The following is a 22,344-nucleotide window of genomic DNA, read 5'->3' on the forward strand; positions in this document are numbered from 1 at the left end:
TCTAACTGTGCTGTCCGCTTTTCCCAACACGGCGACTGCGACATGTGCCGGACGAGGCGGCGCTGATCGAGGCGCTGTCCGTGGCGCATCACGCGGTGGCGCGCAGGAGCTCATTCAGGCGCGGAAGGAATAGGCCACCTCCAGCGGCGTGGCCGACCACGTTCTGGACCCAGCCAGGAGGACGTCCCCCGCGCGGGTGCTGGAGTGAACGTGGTCCTGGACACCATGCTGCAGGCTGTCCGGCCCGGTGGAGTGATGGTCAATATGCTTATTTGCGAAGGGCCAGAAATCAGCAGGCAGCCCTGGAAGTCTTCGATTCTGCGTTTGGCCCCGCCGGCCCTGGGTTTGGGCCGGCACGGTCAGGCAGGGCGGGGCTGAAGGGTTAGAACGGAGGGGCTCGCGGCGGAGGCTTGCACGGTTCTAGTCCGAGAAAGCTAGTCCGCTTCCTCGAGGCCTTCTTCCTTGGCGACTGTTGCCCGTGCCGCCGCGAAACCCGGTGCGCTGGCCTCAATATCGAACTTCACTTCGTTGGGTGAAGTCCGGTAGATGCTGAACTTGTTCTCCGGGTAGTGGCCTTCTCCCGATTCGTTGTCGAAATAGACCGTTGCTTCCTTGCTGGGGGCGATGGCCAGGCCCTCGAGCTTCTGGTAGTAAGACTCCGTCTTTCCGGTCGGCGTCTCGGTCATCGTGTAGTAGACCTCCACCCCGGTGATCTGTTCAGCAGAGGAGTTCTTGATGGTGAACTGCAGCCTGTCGCTGACCTCCTTGCCTGACGCTTTGTCCACATTGTTCTCCACCATGGTCTCCCTGATGGCCAGGCCCGTTTTTGTGCCGGTATTGGTGATCGGGTTCTTCGTGACGGGCAGAACAGCCGGGCCGGATGTGGAGCCGGCGGCGGGAGAGTTCGTCCGCGGCGCGCTGCCGGTGCCGGTGCCCTGCGACGCCTCACAGGCTACGAGGCCGATGAGTGCTGCCGCAGCGATGAATACCAGGGCAAGGAGCTTTTTCATATCAGGGGAGCTTTCTCAGTAGGGTCTCGCGGGTGGTGGCAAGGAAAGCTGCGGCCACCGTAAAGACGGAGGTGGCCAACAGCCAGAGGCTGTTGTGGGAGGTGGCGTCCCAGACGGCGCCGAGAGGCACTTGGTTGTACTGGGTTTTGACTCCCAGGTAGGCAAAGACGGCACGCTCGTACTGCTTGGTGGTGGACGTCTGCTCCACGAAATCGCGCCCGGTTTCATAGCTGGCAAAGTGGGTGAGGAGTGCCTTCTCGTTGGTCCTGTCGATGTGCAGGCTGGCGAAGAGGCCGCCGGGGATCTGGTTGTCCGGGTCCATGGTGTCACCGATCTGCGGGATGACCAGGACGATAACGAGCCAGAGCACGAGGGCAAGGACAAGCCCGCTGGCTGGCTGCCGGGTGAGCGAAGCCAGGGTAAGGGCCAAAAGCGACCACATGATGAAGTAGACGCAGGTGTGTGCCGCGGCGATGGCCAGGCGGAGGAAGTCCTGGCCCCCCAGCTGTGCCTGGCCGGCCAGCAGGACTGCCAGTGCGATCACGGCAAACAGCGCCACCACTACCACCAGCCAGACAATGGCTACCGCGAGAATCTTCCCTCCCGCAAAGGCATGCCTGCCAAGCGGCCGGGTAAAGAGCAGCTGGAGCGTGTTGCTGCCTTTTTCCTTTGCCACGAGCCCGTAGCCGAGGATTACAGCGAAAAGGCTGCCAACGATTTCCAGATATTCAATGCCTCCCCGAAGCATCTGCAGGGGGAAGAGGTTGGGGGGAGGGGTGGGAGAGCCACCTGCGGCCTTCAGCGCGTCAGCATAGGCGGTGTACTCCGCCAGTTTCACGCGGTAGTCCGCGGCCGCGACCAGCACGGAGAGGAGGATGACCGCGCTCAGGAAAACGAGGAGCATCGCAATTGCCCTGCTGCGGGAAAGGTCCTTCAGTTCCTTCCGGCAAAGGACTCCGACCTCAGCCATGGAGTTCCCTCCTCATGTGGCTCGGACCCGCCATCAGCAGGGCAAGGCAGGCTGCGAAGAAAAAACCGAGAATGACCAGCAAACCGCCTTCCGCAGTGCCCGCTGCATGGGGATCTTCGAGGATCAGCGCTGTGGTGCTCTTGAACTGTTCGCCCAGGGACAACGGCCCGGTCAGTGCACTGGTCAGCTCGAAAAAACCGGACTCCGCGGGCGCAGTTTTGGATATCGGGTTCAGCAGCGAGACGGGATGGGCCGCGGTGCCCAGCAGGGGCAGGATAAAGATGACGATGCTCCAGACCACGATCGGGACCAGGAGCCCGGAGGTTGCGGTCGCGCAGCGGATGCCGTTGAGCATTCCAAGCGTGACGAAGGGAATCAGGAACAGCCACGCGACCCCGAACAGGGCCAGGATGCGAGCGCCTTGGGCTGGCGTGGGAAAGGAGCCCGTGGCGACTGCAATGCAGGCAACGGTCACAAGGGCGGCAACGGCAAGGATGAACAGGAGCAGCAAGCCGGTTCCGGCCAGCTTGGCCGCAAGGTATTTGGCGGGGTGCACGTCCCGGGACAGCACCAGGTCCATGGTGCGTGCCCGCCGGTCGCGCAGGGTGGACTGGGCGCCCATGACGATGGCCAGCAGGGCAGCGATCAGGATGATGTAGATCACCGTGTTCCTGGCGTAGTACAACGGCGAGATTGTTGTGAAGGGATTCGGAGCCGACGTCAGCCCCTCCCTCACGGCCTCCTGGTACACCTCTGTGACAGTGCCTTTCGCTGCGGAACTGATGAATGCCGACGCGGCGACCATCGCCATGAAAACCACCAGCAGGAACTGGGGAAGCCGTTCCCGCCTGGCCGCGACGGTCTCCTGCCTGATGGTGGCAACCCAGACGCTCATGATGGGGTTCCGGCTGCAATCCAGAGGTAGATCTCCTCCAGGGAGTCCTGCCCAGGGAAGGAATTCAGGGTCGCGGCGATGGAGTCCTGGTAAATGAGCTGGCCTGCACTAAGGATGCCGATGCTCGTGCAGGTGCGCGTGACTTCCCCCAGGAGATGGGTGTTCATGAAGACTGTCATCCCCAGTTCCCGGTTGAGCCGGATGATGATGTTCCTAAGTGTGGCCACGCCCTGGGGGTCCAGGCCGGAAGTCGGTTCATCGAGGAACAGGACCTCCGGTTCATGCAGGATGGCCTGGGCTATGCCGGCCCGCTGGCGCATGCCTTTGCTGAAGGTGCCCATGCGCTCACGTTCGTGGCCGGGGAAATCGACGATGTCCAGCACCAGGCGGATCCTGGCGGCTGGATGCTGCACACCGGAAAGCTGGGCGAAGAACATCAAATTCTCATCCAGCGTGAGGTTGTCATAGAACTGGACGTTTTCCGGAAGGTATCCGATGACCCGGCGGACCTCTGCGGGCTGCGCCCGAATGTCCCGCCCGGCCACCGATGCCGTTCCCGACGTCGGGGGCAGCAGCGTGGTCAGGACGTTCACCGCCGTCGTTTTGCCTGCCCCGTTGTGTCCGAGCAGCCCGAAGATTTCACCCCGGGGGACGGAGAGCGTGAGGTGGTCGAGTGCTGTTTTCTCACCGTACTTCTTGACCAGGCCTGTGGTTTGAATCGCCATGTCCGTCATGAAGAGGACGGTACGCCATGCTGGATAAGAGGAAGCTGAGAATTCACCTCCGCGAAACCGGGCTTTCTCCGCAGCCTACAGAAGGGGTTTGTCCCTCGCCCCCGAACGGACCATCCTTAAGGCATGGATCCCCAAAGCACGGGTCCCCGCCGCCTTGCGGCGCGCTTCCGTCCCGGCAGGACACGCTGGGGCGTCCGCAAGCGTGCCACGGCCAGCGCGGTGGTGGTGGTGGCAGGTGCGCTCCTCGTCGCCGGGTCCGTCCTGCTGATCCTGTTGCAGACATATCTCAGCGCATCCACTGAGACCGCAGCCCGGCGCAAGGCTGACGACGTGATTGCCCAGATGGCAGATCATGACGTGGAAGAAGCCGCCGAATACATCATGAACACCGCTCATGCCGGCCAATACGTGCAGATCCTGACGCCTGCCGGAACTGTTTTCGCGTCCTCTGATTCCGCCGGAGCTGCACAGCCCTTGACTGCCTTGCGGCCATCAGCCGGAGAGATCCTGACACAGAAAGCGTCCGGACTGCCCGAGGTGGGCGACATCGATGATTTCCTTGTAGTCGCCAAGGGGGTCCCGGTACGCGGGGAGACCTACACGGTGGCGGTTGCGTCCACAGTTCAGGTCCAGGCGGATGCCGTCTCAACCGTCGCATGGCTCATGCTGGGTTTGGCGCCGGTGCTGCTGCTGGCTGTTGGCCTGCTGGTGTGGGAGCTGGTGGGGCGTTCCCTGCGCCAGGTGCAGCGGATCCGGCGGCAGGTATCGGGTATCAACGTTCATAGGCTGGGCGGACGGGTGGACGTGCCGCCGACTGCTGACGAGATCACTGCCCTGGCCTTGACGATGAACAGCATGCTGGACAGGCTCCAGGCTTCCGAACAGGAACAGCGGCGGTTCGTCTCCGATGCCAGCCATGAGCTCCGGAGCCCGCTGGCAACCCTCAGTGCTGCGGTTGAGGTGGCTTCCGCGGACCCCACCGGCGCAACATGGAACGAGTTGAAGGATGTCCTCGCCGGTGAAACAGCCCGGATGCGTTATCTCGTCGAAAACCTGCTGACCCTGGCCAAATCCGACGACGGCGGGCTACGCATCGACATGACCGACGTGGACTTGGACCATGTGGTGCAGGATGAGATCCGCCGCCTGCGCGCCACGAGCCCGCACCGCATTGAAGCGGACCTCCGGCCCGTGCGGATCACGGGTGACCCGATGCGGCTGGGGCAGGTGCTGCGCAACGTGCTGGACAACGCGGACAAGCATGCCCGCTCCCGCATCAGGATCACCCTGGACACGCGCCCCGGCGAGGCCGTCCTCGCCGTCGACAACGACGGCGACCCCGTGCCTGAAGGCGACCGTCTCCGGATTTTCGGCCGCTTTGTCCGGCTGGATGAAAGCCGGACGCGGGGAAGCGGGGGCAGCGGCCTGGGCCTGGCCATCGCGGAAAGCATTGTGGCAGCGCATCACGGCACCATCAGTGCTGCCGAAAGCCCGGCCGGCGAGTGCCGGTTCGAGCTCGTCTTCCCGTGCGCCGGTCCGGTCGAGCTTCCGGACCATAATCGCGGTGACCGGCTGCTGTCTCCGTTCCCAAAGCTAAGTCCGCCGTGAAGCTGCGTCCGCGGAGAGGACGTAGCCCATTCCCCGAACAGTAGTCAGGGTATGGAGATTGAACGGAATGTCGATCTTCCTCCGGAGGTAGCCGATGTACACCTCCACCACGTTGTCGCCGCCTTCGAAAGCGGGATCCCACACGTTGTCCAGGATCTCCGCCTTGGACACCACCTGGTCATGGCGCCGCATCAGGTATTGCAGCAGTCCGTATTCACGTGCGGTCAGAACGATCGCGCGGTCACCCCGGCAGACCGTACGCCGGGCAGGGTCCAGGACCAGCGTCCCCAGCGACAGCACAACAGGCCGTTCGGGGGCGCCGCGGCGAACCAGGGCGCGGATGCGGGCAATCAGGATCAGGAAACTGAACGGCTTGGTAAGGTAGTCATCGGCCCCGAGGTTGAAGGCATCGGCCTGGTCGTATTCCCCGTCCTTCGCCGTCAGCATCAGCACCGGCGTCCAGATTCTCCGTTCCCGGATTTCCTTCAAGACTTCATAGCCGTTCTTCAGCGGCAGCATGACGTCCAGGAGGATGACGTCATAGATGTTCTCGGTCGCCGCCCACAACCCGCTGACGCCGTCATGGGTGACCTCCACGACGAATCCCTCATTGGACAGGCCTCGGCGCACGGTTTCACCCAGCATCCGTTCATCCTCGACCATCAGCACCCGCATGGGCCCCGCCTTCTTCATTGGAGACGAAATACACGCTATCTACAGGGTAGGCCCGCACCCCTGCAAAAACCTTGGGGTCCCGGGTTGTGGATTCTGCTGGCTGCGGATGGCGCTGTTGGATTGGGCTGCGAAGTGGGAGGCGGGATCTGGCGGGGGACCCTCTCCGCCAGGGCTTCTGTTGGGGTTACTTGCCTCAACCACCGACCTTCGCCACCTCAACCGCAACCCCCGCCTCGCGAAACTTAGCCACCTGCGCCGGGTCGGCGCCGTCGTCCGTCACCAGCGTCCAAGGCAAAGCCAACCGGGCCCACGCATGGAACGGCCGCAGTCCGAGCTTGGATGAATCGGCCAGCACGTACACCTCCCGGCCGCGGCGGGCCATGAGCTCCTTGAGCCGGGTCTGGGCGTGGTCGGCCTCGCAGATGCCGTCCTCGGCCGTGACGGCGTCGGCGCCGAGGAAGACCCGGTCGAAGCTCATCCGCTCCAGCGCCGCCTCGGCCAGCGGTCCCACAAAACTCTGCGAAACGTTGCGCAGCCGGCCGCCCAGGCAATCCACCTCGATGCCCTCGGACTCGGCCAGCTCCTGCAGGGTGTTGATGCCCGGCGTGGTCACGGACAGCTTCTCGAACCCCCGCAGTTCGTGGGCCAGGGCACCTGCGGTGGAGCCGGCGTCGAGCAGGATGTTCTCCCCGGGCCGGATAACGGATGCGGCCCACCGGGCGATGGCGTGCTTCTGCTCGAACGCTTCCCCGGTGCGCTGCCGCAGCGACGCCTCCGGGTGGGCGCCCAGGGCCATGGCACCGCCGTAAGTGCGGGCCAGCCGGCCCTGCCCGTTCAGGAGCGCCAGGTCACGGCGGATGGTGGACGCAGTCACCTCGAACCGGGCGGACAGTTCCTCCACGGACGCCAGGCCGGTGGTCACGGCAAGGTGGTAGATCTCCTCGCGCCGCGCGTTTGCGCTGAGCATTCCCGGCCTCCTTCCCGTGGCAGTGGTACCCATGCTAGTTCCGGCCTCGGGTTTCGCTAGGCTCAACCACCGGGGGACCGCTCAACCACCGGGAGATCAGGCTCAACCACCGGGGGACCGCTCAACCACCGACGACGGACGGCCGGGTGGCCATCTCCGCCGCCTGGTGCAGCGCCTCCACCATGGACCGCGGATCCGCGATCGCCTTGCCGGCGATGTCGAAGGCGGTGCCGTGGTCCACGGACGTGCGGATCACCGGCAGGCCCACCGTGATGTTCACGCCGGCCTCGATGCCCAGCACCTTCACCGGCCCGTGCCCCTGGTCGTGGTACATGGCCACCACCAGGTCGTAATCACCCCGGCCGGCCAGGAAGAACAGCGTGTCCGCGGGCAGCGGGCCCACCGCGTTGATCCCTGCAGCCTGCGCGGCCTTCACGCCCGGCTCGATCTTTTCCGCTTCCTCGCCCTGGCCGAACAAGCCGTTCTCGCCGGCGTGCGGGTTGATGGCGCAGACGCCGATCTTCGGGTTCGGGATGCCCGCGCGGACCAGCGCCTCGTGGCCCCGGCGGATGGTGCGCTCCACCAGATCCGGGTTGATCTTGCGGATCGCATCCATCAGCCCGATGTGAGTGGTCACGTGGATCACCCGGATCTTGGGCGTGGAGAGCATCATGGACACTTCCTCGGTGCCGGTCAGGTGGGCCAGCAGCTCGGTGTGCCCGGGGAAGATGTGCCCGGCGGCATGCAGCGCCTCTTTGTTCAGCGGCGCGGTGCAGATCGCCTGCACCTTCCCGGCCATCGCCAGTTCGCTGGCCACCCGGATGTACTCGTACGCGGCGTGGCCGGCCACGGGGGAGAGCTGCCCCCACGGCAGGTCCTCGGGCAGCAGCGCCAGGTCGATCACGTTCACCCGGCCCGGGGTGAACACGGCATCCTCAACGTTCTCAATGCTCTGGATGTCCGCCTCGATACCCAGGACGTCCGCGGCCTGGCGCAGCCGCAGTGCGTCGCCGACCACCACCGGCCGGCATTCGGCATTGCTCTGCGGATCCAGCACGGCGGCCACCACTACCTCCGGCCCCACGCCGGCGCCGTCGCCCATGGTGACGGCCACGTTGGGGAGTTGCGCGCGATCAGTGTTGTTCATGGAGGGTCCTTTTCGGGGCAGGAACGGCTGGGGCGCCGTCGGGAGGGTGTACGGCGGGGAGGATTCCGCTGCAAGGGAGTATGGGTAGCCGGAGAGTGCGGCCACGATGGTGCGGAGGCTGTCCGGGCCGCCGAAGCTTCCGGGGCGGGTCACCACCGGCATTCCGGCCGGTGTGAGGGCCAGGACGGCCCCGTGCTCAATCTCGCCCAGCACGTCCAGCCGCTGCACGCCCAGGGCATCCAGCACCGAACGGGCCGTTTCCCCGCCCGTAAGCATCAGCGGGCGGTCCTCCGCCAGGGGAGCCACTGCCCTGGCCAGCGCGGCGGCAATACGGGACGACGACGCCGAATCCACCGTGGAAGCATCCACCGTCACCGCCGCAGGACCTGCTTGAAGTGCCTCTTCGAGCGGCGCGAGGTCCGGGGTTCCGGCCAGCAGGTCGGCCGGCAGGAGCGTGATCACGGGAACGGCGTCGCCGGCCAGGTTGTGCAGCTGATCCCGCGCCGCCCCGGATGCGGAGCCCACCACAAGGAGGGGAAAGTTTCCCGGCTTCCGGGCGCCCAGGGAACGCACGACGGCGGGACTGGCCTTGGGTGCCTGGCCGGCGGTCCGTGCCAGCGCGGCTCCGAGGGCGGAAGCGCCTGCGAACCGGAGGCCCGGGATGCTGCGGCCTGAGCACGCGATGGCGTCCAGATCCTCTGGGGTTTCGGCGTCGCAGATGACCACCGGGACGGGACGCGTGGCGAAGGCCGCCGTGAGTGCCGCAGTGAGCGTCTCCATCCCGGAGCGGACGGTGGCCAGGTCAACCACCACCGTGGCCAGCGGATGCAGCGCCTCGGCGATCGTCTCCGGGGGAGGGGACGATTCGGCGTTCCACAGAGCGGTTTGATGCAGCGGAATACCCTGGTGATGAATGGTGCCGTTGACCGTGCTCCGGCCCAGCGGCGGCAGGGCCGGGGCCAGGATGACGGGACCTCCCTCCGCCAGGACCGAGAGCTGTGATGCCACCGGTCCGCGGAGCAGGGAATCGATCTTGAGGAACACAACGGCCGGGCCATCGGCCGGGGGCTGCGCGTCCAGGACCTGGCGCAGCCGTGCGGCCGCCGCTTCGGCGGGGAACCTCCGGTTGTCCGTGTCCAGGACCAGGAGGGCCGCGTCCGGCGGAAGGTGCCGCAGGTCTGACGCCAGCTCCTCCGGAAGGTGCGGCAGGAGCCGGACCTGCGGGCCGCCATCGTCCGCTGTGAACTGTCCGGGACGCCCGCCTTGCGCACTCTGTGCACAAGGGTTAATCAAGATTTGCGCAGGTGCCAGGAGGCCGGCAGCCGTCTCAGCCGCGCCGGAAAGATCATCAGCAATAGCGATAATCCGCTGCATTGCTGCCTCCTTTGGCGAGTGGCTGGATCCGGTGCTTGACCCATGAGAACTTGGGGTTGCACAAAACACGCTAAACCACTTGCGCACTATGCGCAATGGTGGCATTGTGATCGGAGTAACAGCAGCGGGGCGCGTATCAGCAGGATGCAAACGCCTCGGCCGGCAGGTGCCGGCCCTTACTTGGAGGTCAAAGATGACTCGTTCCAACAGCGTTGACGGCGGCAGCAATTTCCTCGGCGAGGTAGCGCAGCGTTCGCTGTCCCGGCGTTCAATCCTGCGGTGGGGCGCCCTGGCCGGAGCCGGCGCAGTGCTGGCCCCCGCCGTCACCGCATGCGTGGGCCCCAGCGCTCCGAACGGCGGAGGCGGAGCCACCGGCACCAGCACGCTCACCTTGGGACTCAACCGCTCGCTGGTCAGCCTGGACAACAAGCTCAACCAGTTCGACGCCGCCGTCACCGTCCAGCGCGCGGTCCGTCAGGCACTGACGGAAATCGGTGACGACCTCAAGCCCCGCAACGTCCTGGCCGAAAGCTTCGAACTCACCAGCCCCACCCAGTGGACCGTGAAGCTCCGCAACGACATCAAGTACTCGGACGGCACCCAGGTGGCCGTGGAGGACGTGGCCAAGGCGCTGGAAATGTACAGCCAGGTCAACGGCTCCTTCCTGGCCCCGCAGTTCCCGGAATGGCCCAAGGTCACCAAGAAGGACGAACTGACCTTCACCCTGGACACCAAGGCCCCGCTGCCCGTGCTCAACACCCTGATGTCCAACATCCTCATCACCCCCGCCGCCGCCAACAAGCCGGAGGAACTGCAGGAGGGCGTGGGCACCGGCCCCTACAAGGTGGCCTCCGCGGACCGCGGCACCGGCACCTACAAGCTGGTGGTCAACGAGAACTACTGGGGAGACAAGCCCAAAGTGGCCGAGGTGAATGTCCGCTTCATGTCCGAGGAATCCAGCCGCGTGGTGGCCCTCCGGTCCGGCGAGGTGGACGTCATCGACTCCATCACCCCGGACTCCGTGGCCCAGCTGAAGTCCGTGGACGGCATCACGGTCGAGTCCGTCACCGGCACCCGCTACAACCAGCTCTTCTACAACTTCCGCAAGCCCGCGGACAGCCCCATGTCCGATCCCAAGGTCCGCGAGGCGCTCTCCTACGGGTTCGACAGCAAGTCCGTGGTGGACGGCATCCTCGGCGGCACCGTCACCTCCGCCAAGGGCGTTGTCCCGCAGACCCTGGCCGGCGCCGTGGAAACCGGCGAGTACAAGTACGATCCCGCCAAGGCCAAGTCCATGCTCGCGGACCTGGGCGTCTCCAACCTCAAGGTCAAAGTCATCTGGGAAACCGGCGAATTCGCCGGCGACGTGTCCATCATGGAAGCCCTGGTGGAAATGATGAAGCAGATCGGCGTGACCGCCGAGCTGCAGCAGTTCCAGCCCGGCGGGGACATCTCCACCTGGCGCCAGGGCAAGGCAGGGGACTGGGACATCCTGGGCAACGGCTACGGCAACCAGACAGGCCTGGCCCTGACCAACCTGCAGGGCATGTACGCCGGCACCGCCGAAAAGGAAGCCACCCGCGACACGTACCACGGCTTCGTTTTCCCCGAGATCAGCAGCCAGATCATCACCGCCACCTCCGAGACGGACCAGGCCAAGAGCACCCAGCTGCTCACCCAGGTCCAGAAGGACATCTGGGCCAAATGGCCCTGCATGTGGGCGTTCATCCCCAACGCCGTCCTGGCCCGCCGCACCCGGGTGGAAGGCATCAAGCTGCGGCCCATCAACTCCTACCAGCTCTCAAACGTCTCGGTGAACGGCTAGCCCATGCTTCCATATGTCGCCAAGCGCTTGGGCCAGAGCCTGCTCACGATCTTCCTGACCGTGTCCACAGTCTTTGTCCTGATCCGCATGGCACCCGGCGACCCGGCCTACGCCCTGGCCGGGCCGCTGGCCACCACCGGGGACCTCGAAAAAATCCGCACCTCCATGGGGCTCAGCGAACCCCTGATCACCCAGTACGGCATCTTCCTCAAGGAGCTCGGCGCCGGAAACATCGGCAAGTCCTACTCGTTCCAGGCCCCGGCCCTGGAAGTGGTGCTGTCCCGGCTCCCGAACACCATTTTCCTGGCGGTGCTCGCGATCCTGCTGGCCATCGTGGTAGCCATCCCGCTGGGGGTCTGGATGGCCAAGCGCGCGGACACCAAGCGCGAACTTGGCGTCAACGTCCTCACCATCGCCGGGCAGTCCATGCCGGACTTCTGGATCGGCATCATGCTGCTGACCCTGTTCGCCGTGGTGTTCCCCATCTTCCCGTCCTCCGGTTTCACCAGCTGGTCCGGGGTGGTCCTGCCGGTCACCACGGTGGCCATCCTGCAGATCGCCCTGGTGTCCCGGATGGTCCGCCGGGAGGTGGGCACCAACATGGCAGCCCCGTACCTCACGGTGGCCAGGGCCCGCGGCACCGGCGAGCAGAAGCTCACCTGGGCCTACGCCATGCGCAACTCCTCCATCCCCATCCTCACGGCCCTGGGGACCAGGTTCGCCGGCATGCTCAACGGCGTGGTGGTGGTGGAAGTGGTGTTCAACTGGCCAGGCCTCGGCTCGCTGGTGGTCCGGGCGCTGGAAACCCGCGACTACCCCCTGATCCAGGCCACGGTACTGGTGACCTCGGTCCTCGCCGTCGGCGTCCAGCTGCTGATCGATCTGTGCTACCCGCTGCTGGACCCCCGCGTCCGGCTTGGAAAGGTGTCCGTGGCATGAGTACCGTCAACGAAATCCCGCTCGCCGCCCAGGCCATGAAACGGCCGACGGCGGTCACCAGGCAGCTGCTCCGGCGTTCCTCCGCGGCGCGGCGGGAGCGCTCGGCCAAGGTGAAGATGGTGCTGGGAGGCTTCCTCACCGCCGTCGTGGTCCTGCCCATCATCCTGGCGCAGGTCCTGCCGCTGCCCGACGTCGATGCCCAGGCCATCACCTCCCGCTTCCTGCCGCCGCTGAGCGGTGGCCACCTGTTCGGCACCGACCAGCTGGGCCGGGACATCCTCTCCCGCGTGCTGCACGGCGGCCAGGTGTCGCTGACCATCGGGGTGCTCGCCGTCGTCATTTCCGGCATCGTGGGCGTGGTGCTCGGCGCGCTGGCCGGGTTCTTCGGCGGCTGGGTGGACGCGGTGGTCTCCCGCCTGATCGAGGCCCAGCTCTCGCTGCCCCTGCTGATGATGCTCCTGCTGGTGGTGGCGCTGTTCGGCCCCTCCGTCCCCGTGATCACGTTCGTCATCGCCATCGCCCAATGGCCGGAACCGGCCCGCCTCACCCGCTCGCTGGTGCTGGTGGAACGCGAAAAGCCCTACGTGCAGGCCGCGAAAGTCCTGGGCCTGCCGCAGATCACCACGCTGGTGAAGCACATCATCCCCAACGTCATCAACCAGGTCATTGTGGTGGTCCTGCTGCTCCTGGCCACGGCCGTGCTGATGGAAAGCGCGCTGAGCTTCCTCGGCGCCGGCCCGCAGCGGCCCTTCGCCACGTGGGGCCGGATCATCTCCGACGGGCAGGACTTCATCACCACCTCCTGGTGGATCGTCACCCTCCCCGGTGCCGTGATCGCCACCCTGGTGGTGGGGGTCAACCTGCTGGCCGACGGCCTGCGGGACCGCGTGCGCCGCCGGAAGGGAGCAACCGCATGAGCGTGCTGGAGGTCAGGGACCTTTCCGTTGAACTGATGACCACCGCCGGCGTGATCCGCGCCGTGGACGGCATCTCCTTCTCCATCGACGCCGGGCAGACCGTCACCATCATCGGTGAGTCAGGTTCCGGCAAGAGTACGACGGCGATGGGCCTCCTGAGGCTCCTGCCGGACGACCTCGCCGTCATCTCCGGCCACGCCGTGCTGGACGGGGTGGACGTGGTGACCGAGCCGAAGAAGTTCGCGAAGCTGCGCGGCCGGTCCGTGGCGCTTATCCCGCAGGACGCCATGACGGCGCTGTCCCCGGTGCACACCATCGGCAAGCAGTTGGGGCAGGCGATCCTGCGGAAAGGCCCCGCGTCCAAGGCCGACCTGAACCGCCGCTCCGTGGAGCTGCTGGGGCAGGTGCGCATCCCGCAACCGGAGGCTCAGCTGAAGAAGTACCCGCACCAGCTCTCCGGCGGCATGCTCCAGCGCGTCCTCATTGCCATGGCGCTCGCCGTCGACCCCGTGCTGCTGGTGGCCGACGAACCCACCAGTGCCCTGGACGTCACCGTGCAGGCCGGCATCCTGGACCTGTTGATGGAACTGCAGGAACGGACGCACGTGGCCATCCTGATGATCACGCACGATTTGGGCGTGGCCCGGCTGGTCTCTGACCGGATCCACGTGATGAAGGATGGCAGGTTCGTGGAAAGCGGCGAGGTGGAGCAGATCGTGGAGCACCCGCAGACCGAATACACCAAAAAACTCCTGGCCGCGGTGCCCAAACTGGGCCACTGGGACGGCGAACCGCACCCCGGGGTTGAGTCAAGCCCCGCAAGCCTGGATGGAGCACGATCATGAGTTCCCAGTTGAATACGCCTGCGGCTGCCGGGACGGACCTGGTGCTGTCGGTTCGGAACCTCACGGTGGACTACGCCGTGCACCGCACCAGCTTCCGGGCCGTCGAGGATGTCAGCTTCGACGTTCCACGCGGCAGCACCGTGGCCATCGTGGGGGAGTCCGGCTGCGGCAAGTCCACCATCGCCAAGGCGATCGTCCGCCTGCTCACGCCCACTTCGGGGGAGATCCTGGTCAACGGCCAGGACATCGCGCGGATGCCGGCACGGCAGCTGCGGCCGCTCCGGGCCAAGGTGCAGATGGTCTTCCAGGATCCCTACGGGTCGCTGGACCCGCACCTGACGGCCGAGGACATCGTGGCCGAGCCGCTGACCCTGCGCGGAATCCGGTCCGGCAAGGAACGCCGGGCGGAAGCGGCCAAGCTCATCGACCAGGTGGGATTGCCCGCGTCCGCCTTGGGCCGGCGGCCGGCCGAGTTTTCCGGCGGGCAGCGGCAGCGCATCGGCATCGCCCGGGCCCTGGCCTCAAAGCCGGAACTGCTGGTGTGTGATGAGGCCACCAGCGCGCTGGACGTTTCGGTCCAGGCGCAGGTGCTGGAACTCCTCGCGGACATCCAGCGGGACAGCGGGCTCACGTACCTGATGATCAGCCACAACCTGGGCGTGGTGCGGGAAAGCAGCAGCCATGTGCTGGTGATGTCCAAGGGGAAGATCGTGGAGCAGGGGCCCACCGAACAGGTCCTCACCCGCCCGCAGGATCCCTACACGCGGGCGCTGCGGGCAGCGGCTTTGGATCCGCTGACCATGACGGGACGCAAGCCCCGTGAAGTGGTATCAAGGCTGAACAAGGTAGCGCTGCAGGGCGAACCCGTACTGATGGAGGAAGCAAGCTGATGCAGGGAACCACGGTGGCAGGCCTGGAGCTTCCCATCTCTCAACTGGCGCTGGGTACCATGACCTTCGGCGACACCGCATCGGAGGAGGTGGCGGCGGGCATGCTGGCCGCCGCGCTCGAGGCCGGGATTACGGTGGTGGATACCGCCAACGGCTACGCGGGCGGAGCCAGCGAGGAAATCCTGGCGAAGCTCCTCCCGGCGCACCGGGACGCCGTCGTGCTGGCTTCCAAAGCCGGGATGCCGCACCCGGACGCGGGGGACAACTCGCCGCTGTCAGCCGAGGGGATCCGCCGCTCCGTCGATGGCAGCCTCCGCCGGCTCGCCACGGACCGGCTGGACCTTTTCTACCTCCACCAGCCGGACCGGAAGGCGCCGCTGGAAGAAACGCTCGACGCCGTCGGGCAGCTGATCCGCGACGGCAAGGTGGGCGCGTGGGGCGTGTCCAACTTCGCCGCCTGGCAGATCAGCGAGCTGAACACCGCCGCCGACGCCGCCGGGGTGCCGCGGCCGGTGGTGGCCCAGCAGCTGTACAACCTGCTGGCCACGCGCATCGAGGACGAGTACCTGGAGTTCGCCCAACACAGCGGGCTGCTGACCATGGTCTACAACCCGCTGGGCGGCGGACTCCTCACCGGCAAGCACTCGTTCACGGAGTCGCCCGCCGAAGGCCGGTTCGGCACCTCGCGGCTGGCCGAGATGTACAAGCAGCGGTACTGGGACCCCCGGCTTTTTGACGCCGTGCGCCAGCTCGCCGAGATCGCGGACGGCGCAGGCCTGCCGCTGCCGGAGCTGTCCTTCCGCTGGCTGCTGAGCAAGCCCGGCGTGGGCTCCGTCCTGCTGGGCGGCTCCAAGCTGGAACAGCTGCAGGCGAACATCGCCGCGGCCGCGAAGGGCCCGCTGCCGGAGGACGTGGTGGCGGCGTGCGATGCCGTGGCCGCAGAAATCCGCGGGCCCATGCCCAAGTACAACCGCTGACCTTTGCCTGCCTTTACTGCCCGGCTGAACTTTCGTTACCAACTCTCGTTACCGACTGAAGAGGAAACTGCCATGACTGCCGCATCGTTCGCAGCCAAAGCCCGAGCCAATGAGCCCGTCATCGGATACTGGGTGGTGCTGGACTCGCCGGTGTCCACCGAGCGGGTGGCGCGGCTGGGCTATGACTACGTGGCGCTGGATGCCCAGCACGGGCTGATGGGGTACTCCGGGTGGCTGCACGGCCTGATGGCAATTGACGCCGCCGGGGCTGCGGGGATTGTCCGGGTTCCGTCCAACAACGCGGCGTTCATCGGGCAGGCGCTCGACGCCGGGGCCGCCGGGGTGATCGTGCCGCTGGTCAACAACGCCGAGGAAGCTGCCGCCGCCGTCCGGGCCGTGCGCTATCCGCCGCACGGAATGCGGTCCTACGGCCCCATGCGGTCGGCGCTACGGATCGGACCCGTACCCGCCGAGGCCGACGCGACCGTGCTGTGCCTGGCCATGATTGAAACACCCGAAGGTCTGGAAAACGTCAAGGAGATCTGCGCGGTACCGGGGATCGACGGCGTGTATATCGGCCCGTCCGACCTGTGCCTGGCGGTGGGCGGCAAGTTCCCGAACGATCCCGACGTGGCCGAGGAGTTCAACGCAGCCCTGGTGACCATCCGCGAGGCAGCACAGGACGCCGGCGTCATCGCCGCCATCCATACGGCGAGCGGCGAGATTGCCGCCCAGCGGATCTCGGAGGGCTTCACGTTCGTCACCGTGGCCTCAGACCTCACGCACCTGGAGATCGCGGCCGCGAACCATCTGGCCACTGCCCGCTCCGGTGGTTGAGCCTGCCGAAACCCGCTCTGGTGGTTGAGCCTGTCGAAACCCGCAACCCGCCCCGGTGGTTGAGCCTGTCGAAACCCGCAACCGAGGTTCCGACAGGCTCAACCGCCGGCTGCCGCCACGTCAAAGGCCGCAGAAGTCCGACGTGTCCCTGCGAATCACGTCGTTGGTGACGACCGACAAGGAGTTCATGCGGCAGGTCTCGCCATTCTCGGTTAACGTGTTGTGGCTACTAAACTTTGACACCTTTTCGTTCGCTATCTCGTGCGTTTTCCAGTCGGACGAGTACTGGTTGGAGCCATTGTCCAAAGTCTGCTGCTCGCGGTTGTTGATCACGTAGTGGTTTTCGCCATGCTGTTGAGTCACGGTGCGGTAGTCAAATGACCCGTAAGGGCTGCTGTATTTGGTGCGTTCCACATAAGCGCCGTTGCTGCCCGGGTCGGACGGCGGCGCCGCCTGGGCGGGCGCGGCAGTGAGGGCGAGGGCCAGGCCAGCGCCAGAGGCGACGACCAATCGGGCCAAACGGTTCATCGTGGGGGTCCTTCCGCTTCTTGGTCGGGCTCCCCAGCACGCAGTGAATAAATCATAACGATTGCGTAAATCGCCGTCAACGCGTTAGCCGTTGCTGCCGCCGCTGCTCAAACGCGCGCGCCGAATTCGAACGGGTTCCGCCAGGACATCCACGGACGTCAGCGGTGGTGGCTGCCTTCATGGGCATCGCGCACCCCTTGACAGCCGGTCCAGCGCTGAGCATTATCAAGGTGCCGGCGCGCCTCGCTGTCTATCGCAGGCCGACAAGTGGTCCGGCTACTTGAAGGGGGTGCCGGGTGCAGCCAGCCCTCCCTCCTCTTAGAGCCTTCCGCATTTTGGCCGCAACCGCTGCGGCCCTCCTGGCGGTCTCTGCCGCAGGTTGCACCAGCCCTCCGGAGGTCCGGATCGCTGCTGTGGGTGACATGAACGACTACAAGAACTATTCGCCTGATAGCCCGTCCGGCAGGAACGGTGCTGCGATCACCCAGCTCGTGGAGAACGATGAGATTGACGCGTTCCTGGGGCTCGGGGACTTCCAGTACTCCACGGCGTACTGCGAAGACTACGTGCAGTACTGGGATCAGCTGTGGGGTGGCACGAAACCAAAGTTGTACTGGGTGTCCGCCCCAAACCACGACTGGGAACCCGGCCGCAACGAAGACCTCGACAACTTCATGAATGGCCAGTGCCCCGGGTCTACAGCAAAGGCTGCGATCAACCAGGAGCGGGGATTCATCAGGAACGGGAAACCCTACTCGAAGGACTTTGGGGACTGGCACTTTGCCTTCCTGTCGTCCGCGCTCTGGCGGTACAACCCTGCAGAGGCCCAGAATCTAACGGCGTGGCTGGACAACGACCTGGCTGCTGCCAAGGCGGCGGGTAAGCATCTGGCAGTGGTGTACCACGAGCCGTACTTCACATCGAACACGGACGAACATGAGCGGGCTGCCGATCACAAACCCTGGATCGACGTGATGTGGAAGCACCGGGTCCGGCTGACCCTGTCTGGATCGCAGCACAACTACGAACGGTCCTGTCCGGTGAACAACGATGATGAGTGCGTCAGTGACGGGATGACTGCGTTCCAGGTTTCCACTGGAGGTACGGCTCTCCGCTCCTTCCTCACCAGCCCGCCGTACATCGAGAAGCGGTTCAGTGACACGCACGGCTTCCTTCGGCTGACACTGCGGCACGACGGGTCTTTCGACTGGAACTTCGTTGCAACGTCAGGCTCGAGTACGGACGAAGGCACGCGTTCGGCACCGCAGTAAAAGCCTGCGCCGCAGTCAACTGCCGACCTGCTGGCGGACTCGTCCAAAGTCGGCCTGCGGCCCGGCCCGCATTCCTGCACCGTTGGTTCGGCACTCATCTGCGGGTCTTTGGACTCTGCCCGGGCGGAGGGCTCGCCGGGCAAGATGGAGCCGGACGTTGTCGGGCCAGGGAAAGAAGGCATCATGCCTCGCATATGTGTTGTCACAGGCGCTGCCTCGGGCATCGGCAAGGCGACAAAGGAGCTGCTCGAGCACCGGGGTGAACGCGTTATCGGAGCCGACATCCACGACGCCGACGTGCTGGTGGATCTTTCCACAACAGAAGGGCGCAGGGCCCTGGTCGAGGAGGCGGGCAGGCTCAGCGGCGGCTCGATCGACGCGATTTACGCGATCGCTGGTGTGGCCGTCATGGCCCCCGCCACTGTAGCCGTGAATTTTTTCGGCAGCGTCGCCACGCTTGAAGGGCTCCGGCCCCTTCTGGCCGGGTCAGAGTCCCCGCGGGCCGTCCTCGTCTCATCGATGGCAGCCCTCATGGCAAGCGACGACGAACTCGTCGCCCTGCTTGCCGCCGGGGACGAGACGGCAGCCCTGGCCCGCGCCCAGGTCCTGGCCAAGGAGCCGACCACCACCGGCCAGCTCATTTACGCTTCGACCAAGCTGGCGCTCTCGCGGTGGGTCCGACGTCAAGCCGCCACAACAGCATGGGCCGGGGCCGGGATCCCGCTGAACGCAGTAGCGCCGGGCATCATCGTCACCCCCATGACAGCTGAGCTGATCTCCACTCCAGCACGGCGCAGAGCGCTGCTGGGAATCGTCCCGATGCCGCTGAACGGCATCGCCGAGCCTATCGTCGTCGCCCGCCTGCTGGCCTGGCTGAACAGTGAGGAGAACACGCACCTGTGCGGGCAGATCATCTACGTCGACGGCGGCAGCGACGCGGTCCTGCGGGGAGACTCCGTCTGGTGAGCACCGCACCCGGCGCGTCGGCCCTCCCTCAACAGCGGACTTAAGTCCCTGTTCCGGATGAACCCTCAGGCGTAGCTTGAAAGTGGGTGCCGCAACGGCGGGGCCCGCACGCAAGGGGGCATCATGACCAGAGCCAGGCTTTCGGCATTCGGCATTCTCGGGCTCTCCGGCCTGATCGTGCTCACAGGCTGTTTCGGCCCTCCCGCCCCAGCCCCCACGAGCAGCTCTGCCGCCCCGACCAGCGCGGCCACTTCCACCGCCACGGCGACCACGACGGCGAGCCCAACCACCACGACGGCGGGCCCCACCGCGCCGAGCACGACGTCGGCCGCCCCTGCCTCCACAACGGCCGCCCCGCCGTCGTCCGAAGCCGCGAGCCCGCCGGCGACAGAGGAACCTACTGCCCCGGGGCTCCCGGAGCAGGTCGCCCCGCTGACCGTCTACTACGTCGCCATCGATGACAACGGGATCTCCGGACCCAGGATCGGCTGCGGCGACAGCCTGGTCGCCACCACCACGGCGCCGGTCCGCTTCACGGACCAGGTGGGCCCCAGCATCGGGACCTTGCTCGCGAACAAGAGCCGCGACGTGGGCCTTTCGGGGCTCGTGAACGTCCTGTACCAGTCGAACCTCACGTATGTGGGCGGGGAACTGAACGGCAGCACCATCACCATCTGGCTCACCGGGCAGTTCATGCTCGGAGGTGTCTGCGACATCCCGCGCGCGAAGGCGCAGCTGGAGTACACCGCCATGGCCGCTGCCGGTGCCACAAGCGCCCAGGTGTTCGTCAACGGCCGCCCCATTGACGAGGTACTCAGCCTTAAGTAGCGAACCCGAGGGAGCCGGCGGACTGGAAAGCGGCGCAAGGAGACCGTAATGAACTGGGACCTGGGATTCGCAGGGTTGGGATTGCTCGCGGCCATGTCGCTGGGATTCGGCCTTGTTGCCCACCTGATCGTGGGCAAAGGGTTGACCCGATGGTTGTGGCTCTTCTCGGCAATCCTGTATTTCTGCGCCGGGATCCTGGTTAGCGAAGTCTTTTTTGGCTGGGCGACCGAGCGGGAGTTGCAGCCGAACATTGACGGGTTGTCCTTCGACGAAGTGCAGCTGGTGACTCTCGCCGGCCTCGTTGCCGCCCTTGTGGCGCGGTACGTGGTCCGAAGGCGCGCGCGGACCGAGGGACGGGCGCAGAAACCCTCCGGCTGAGGATGTGCGCCTGTTGGCAGGATCCTTGCATGGGTCCGCACCCGGTTTTTCTGAAGGGCACAGAATGCGGCAAACAGACAGGTGGCGCCGGGTGGCGGCGACAGTGCTGCCGGCAGCAGTACCTGCAGCGATGCTCCCGGTTTTCACCTACAGCGTGCGAAGGTTCGGGCAGCGGCGCGGCTACCAGGCAGGATTCGCCGTCTATTGGGCACTCTGCTGGAGCCTGGCCACTGCAGTTGCCGGCCGCCGTCGGCTCGCCGAACTGTGGAAGTCAGCCGGCAGCCCCTCGCCGGGGTCCAAGGTGCTGCTGTGGAGTGTCCTGCTCATCCCGCCGGCCGGCGCCGTCGCCACCGAACTGATCCCGAATGCCAGGAAGGCCGGACTGCCGGCGGCGCTGGCCGCCGTCGGCATCGGGGTCACCAACGCCCTCGCCGAGGAGGCGCTGTGGCGGGGTGTGCCCCTGGCGGTCTTCCCTGGCCGGAAGGTCCGTGGCTGGCTCTGGCCCTCCCTGTGTTTCACCGTGTGGCATCTGGTCCCGCTGTCCGTGCGTCCCCATCCGCGCGGACGCTGGCCGGTGCTGCTCGGCGCGGGCCTGATCGGCCTCGGCTACGGATGGTCGGCCCAAGGCAGCGGCTCGCTCCTGGCAGTGTCCATTGCCCACGCCGCCACGGATTCCTGCGGCGTCCGCGTCGCCCGGGATGTCTGGCTTCCTGCACCGGAGCCCACCTGACAGGTCCTGCCGAGGCGGACGCGCCGCATCCGTTGCCGGTGGATGAGCCTGCCAAATTCCCTGGCGGCGGGGGCTTTGTGCCCTACTTCGGGTACCGGCCCCGGCCTAGCCTGAGATAAGCAGGGTGGCGCACGGCCGCCTGCCGGATCCCGGGAGGCACAGGGTGAAATCGGCAAACGCAAGCATCATCGCAGGCACCGTCCTCATTGCGTCGGGTGTGCTGTTGCTGCTGGACCGGCTCGGCGTGATGGACACCGTATCCGTTGTGGCGCCGCTGATCTTCGCGGCGGTGGGGGTCTTGTTCCTGTCCCTGTTCGCCCGCCGCCGGGAGAACTGGTGGGCGGCAATCCCCGGCTCGGTGTTCCTGGGCCTGGCCGCGGTGGTCACCACCACGCAACTTACGCAGGGTGAATGGGGTGCCGCGTTCCTGTTCGTCTTCATGGGTGCCGGATTTGCCGCCACCTACCTCCGCGAAGAGGCCAACTGGTGGGCCCTGATCCCCTCTGGGGTGATGTTCACGCTGGCACTTATCGTGGCCCTCCCGCGCGAGCTCCAGGGCATGCCCGTTGCGGCGATCCTGTTCCTGGGCCTGGCGGCCACCTTCGGCGTGATTGCCTTTGTCCCGATCCGGGCCTCCGGTCACGGGGGCACTTCCGTTCACGCCGGGCGGATGACGTGGCCGCTGATTCCGGCCGCCGTTCTTGCTGTGCTGGGAGTGATCTTCGCGCTCCAGGCCACGGCGCTGCTCATATCCCTGGAGTTGGTGGTCCCGGCCGTCATGATCCTGGCGGGGATCACCCTGATGGTTTACGCCTACCTTACCCACCGCGACGGACGGCGCAAGACGCACAGCCCTGGCCCCACCGTTGGCTAAGGCTACCCGGCCCGGCCAGGCCCGGGCCGCCACGTGTTACCCAACAAGCCTGCAGTGTTTGTTGCCGAAAACGTCCGTGGCCCCGGCAACAGCCGGAGCTGCGGCCGGGGCCATGGACCTGTATTGATGCGGGTCTGCGCGGGGTCTGCCGCCTGGCGA

General features: G+C 66.2%; 22 protein-coding genes. 14 read left to right on the plus strand and 8 right to left on the minus strand.

The annotated features are described in order from the left end of the window. Positions 1-434: 434 nt before the first annotated feature. Genes FBY31_RS19200 through FBY31_RS19215 form a run of 4 tightly spaced genes read right to left on the minus strand, consistent with a single transcriptional unit; the run spans position 435 to position 3,600 of the window. On the minus strand, positions 435-1,010 hold the full coding sequence (locus tag FBY31_RS19200) for a hypothetical protein (RefSeq protein WP_142044200.1): 576 nt from the start codon (positions 1,008-1,010) through the stop codon (positions 435-437). Between the two features lies 1 nt (position 1,011). Continuing rightward, entirely contained in the window at positions 1,012-1,980 is a 969-nt protein-coding gene (locus tag FBY31_RS19205) for an ABC transporter permease (RefSeq protein ID WP_142044202.1), read from the minus strand. After that, on the minus strand, positions 1,973-2,875 hold the full coding sequence (locus FBY31_RS19210; RefSeq protein WP_142044204.1) for an ABC transporter permease subunit: 903 nt from the start codon (positions 2,873-2,875) through the stop codon (positions 1,973-1,975). Before FBY31_RS19210 ends, FBY31_RS19205 begins: the two co-directional genes overlap by 8 nt. Continuing rightward, positions 2,872-3,600, minus strand: a complete 729-nt coding sequence (locus FBY31_RS19215) for an ABC transporter ATP-binding protein (protein WP_235013137.1) — start codon at positions 3,598-3,600, stop codon at positions 2,872-2,874. The genes FBY31_RS19210 and FBY31_RS19215 overlap by 4 nt, the downstream gene beginning before the upstream one ends. Before the next feature lie 132 nt (positions 3,601-3,732). Between FBY31_RS19215 and FBY31_RS19220 the strand changes: the two genes are divergently transcribed. Beyond that, positions 3,733-5,217, plus strand: a complete 1,485-nt coding sequence (locus FBY31_RS19220) for a sensor histidine kinase (RefSeq protein WP_142044207.1) — start codon at positions 3,733-3,735, stop codon at positions 5,215-5,217. On the opposite strand, the gene FBY31_RS19225 is transcribed toward FBY31_RS19220, so the two are convergent. From FBY31_RS19225 to pdxA, 3 genes are all read right to left on the minus strand, one after another. After that, the gene (locus tag FBY31_RS19225; RefSeq protein ID WP_142044209.1) at positions 5,203-5,892 is read right to left on the minus strand and encodes a response regulator transcription factor; all 690 of its coding nucleotides are present in this window, start codon (positions 5,890-5,892) and stop codon (positions 5,203-5,205) included. The genes FBY31_RS19220 and FBY31_RS19225 overlap by 15 nt on opposite strands. Positions 5,893-6,085: 193 nt before the next feature. Then, on the minus strand, positions 6,086-6,859 hold the full coding sequence (locus tag FBY31_RS19230; protein WP_142044211.1) for a DeoR/GlpR family DNA-binding transcription regulator: 774 nt from the start codon (positions 6,857-6,859) through the stop codon (positions 6,086-6,088). Positions 6,860-6,980: 121 nt separating this feature from the next. After that, positions 6,981-9,380 carry a 4-hydroxythreonine-4-phosphate dehydrogenase PdxA gene (gene pdxA / locus FBY31_RS19235; RefSeq protein WP_142044213.1) on the minus strand — a complete coding sequence of 800 codons (2,400 nt, stop codon included), beginning with the start codon at positions 9,378-9,380 and terminating at the stop codon, positions 6,981-6,983. Positions 9,381-9,573: 193 nt separating this feature from the next. Here pdxA and FBY31_RS19240 point away from each other — a divergent pair, with 193 nt between their 5' ends. The 7 genes from FBY31_RS19240 (at position 9,574) to FBY31_RS19270 (ending at position 16,610) form a co-directional block, all read left to right on the plus strand. Beyond that, positions 9,574-11,205 carry an ABC transporter substrate-binding protein gene (locus FBY31_RS19240; RefSeq protein ID WP_142044215.1) on the plus strand — a complete coding sequence of 544 codons (1,632 nt, stop codon included), beginning with the start codon at positions 9,574-9,576 and terminating at the stop codon, positions 11,203-11,205. 3 nt (positions 11,206-11,208) lie between these two features. Further along, positions 11,209-12,144 carry an ABC transporter permease gene (locus tag FBY31_RS19245; protein ID WP_142044217.1) on the plus strand — a complete coding sequence of 312 codons (936 nt, stop codon included), beginning with the start codon at positions 11,209-11,211 and terminating at the stop codon, positions 12,142-12,144. Continuing rightward, a complete protein-coding gene (locus tag FBY31_RS19250; protein ID WP_142044219.1) occupies positions 12,141-13,061 on the plus strand; it encodes an ABC transporter permease in 921 nt (306 codons plus the stop codon). The genes FBY31_RS19245 and FBY31_RS19250 overlap by 4 nt, the downstream gene beginning before the upstream one ends. Beyond that, positions 13,058-13,906, plus strand: coding sequence for an ABC transporter ATP-binding protein (locus FBY31_RS19255; protein ID WP_142044220.1), 849 nt, complete (start codon positions 13,058-13,060; stop codon positions 13,904-13,906). The genes FBY31_RS19250 and FBY31_RS19255 overlap by 4 nt, the downstream gene beginning before the upstream one ends. Then, entirely contained in the window at positions 13,903-14,796 is an 894-nt protein-coding gene (locus FBY31_RS19260) for an ATP-binding cassette domain-containing protein (RefSeq protein ID WP_142044222.1), read from the plus strand. The genes FBY31_RS19255 and FBY31_RS19260 overlap by 4 nt, the downstream gene beginning before the upstream one ends. Then, a complete protein-coding gene (locus FBY31_RS19265; protein ID WP_142044224.1) occupies positions 14,796-15,773 on the plus strand; it encodes an aldo/keto reductase in 978 nt (325 codons plus the stop codon). The genes FBY31_RS19260 and FBY31_RS19265 overlap by 1 nt, the downstream gene beginning before the upstream one ends. 72 nt (positions 15,774-15,845) lie before the next feature. Further along, positions 15,846-16,610, plus strand: a complete 765-nt coding sequence (locus tag FBY31_RS19270) for an HpcH/HpaI aldolase family protein (protein ID WP_142044226.1) — start codon at positions 15,846-15,848, stop codon at positions 16,608-16,610. Between the two features lie 120 nt (positions 16,611-16,730). Here the strand turns inward: FBY31_RS19270 and FBY31_RS19275 are convergent, their stop codons facing one another. Then, positions 16,731-17,138, minus strand: coding sequence for a hypothetical protein (locus FBY31_RS19275; protein ID WP_142044228.1), 408 nt, complete (start codon positions 17,136-17,138; stop codon positions 16,731-16,733). A 335-nt stretch (positions 17,139-17,473) separates the two neighbouring features. On the opposite strand from FBY31_RS19275, the gene FBY31_RS19280 reads away from it, so the two are divergent. The 6 genes from FBY31_RS19280 (at position 17,474) to FBY31_RS19305 (ending at position 22,185) form a co-directional block, all read left to right on the plus strand. Further along, a complete protein-coding gene (locus FBY31_RS19280) occupies positions 17,474-18,409 on the plus strand; it encodes a hypothetical protein (protein WP_235013138.1) in 936 nt (311 codons plus the stop codon). Positions 18,410-18,592: 183 nt separating this feature from the next. After that, positions 18,593-19,375, plus strand: coding sequence for an SDR family oxidoreductase (locus tag FBY31_RS19285; protein WP_142044232.1), 783 nt, complete (start codon positions 18,593-18,595; stop codon positions 19,373-19,375). 123 nt (positions 19,376-19,498) lie between these two features. Next, on the plus strand, positions 19,499-20,203 hold the full coding sequence (locus FBY31_RS23460; RefSeq protein ID WP_235013139.1) for a hypothetical protein: 705 nt from the start codon (positions 19,499-19,501) through the stop codon (positions 20,201-20,203). Positions 20,204-20,251: 48 nt separating this feature from the next. After that, a complete protein-coding gene (locus FBY31_RS19295) occupies positions 20,252-20,581 on the plus strand; it encodes a hypothetical protein (protein ID WP_142044234.1) in 330 nt (109 codons plus the stop codon). 64 nt (positions 20,582-20,645) lie between these two features. Continuing rightward, positions 20,646-21,311 carry a CPBP family intramembrane glutamic endopeptidase gene (locus FBY31_RS19300; protein ID WP_142044236.1) on the plus strand — a complete coding sequence of 222 codons (666 nt, stop codon included), beginning with the start codon at positions 20,646-20,648 and terminating at the stop codon, positions 21,309-21,311. A gap of 163 nt (positions 21,312-21,474) precedes the next feature. After that, positions 21,475-22,185 (plus strand): LiaF transmembrane domain-containing protein, encoded by a 711-nt coding sequence (locus FBY31_RS19305; protein WP_142044238.1) that lies wholly within the window; start codon positions 21,475-21,477, stop codon positions 22,183-22,185. Positions 22,186-22,344: the final 159 nt, after the last annotated feature.

It is taken from the genome of Arthrobacter sp. SLBN-100 (assembly GCF_006715305.1).
Classification (GTDB): Bacteria; Actinomycetota; Actinomycetes; order Actinomycetales; family Micrococcaceae; genus Arthrobacter.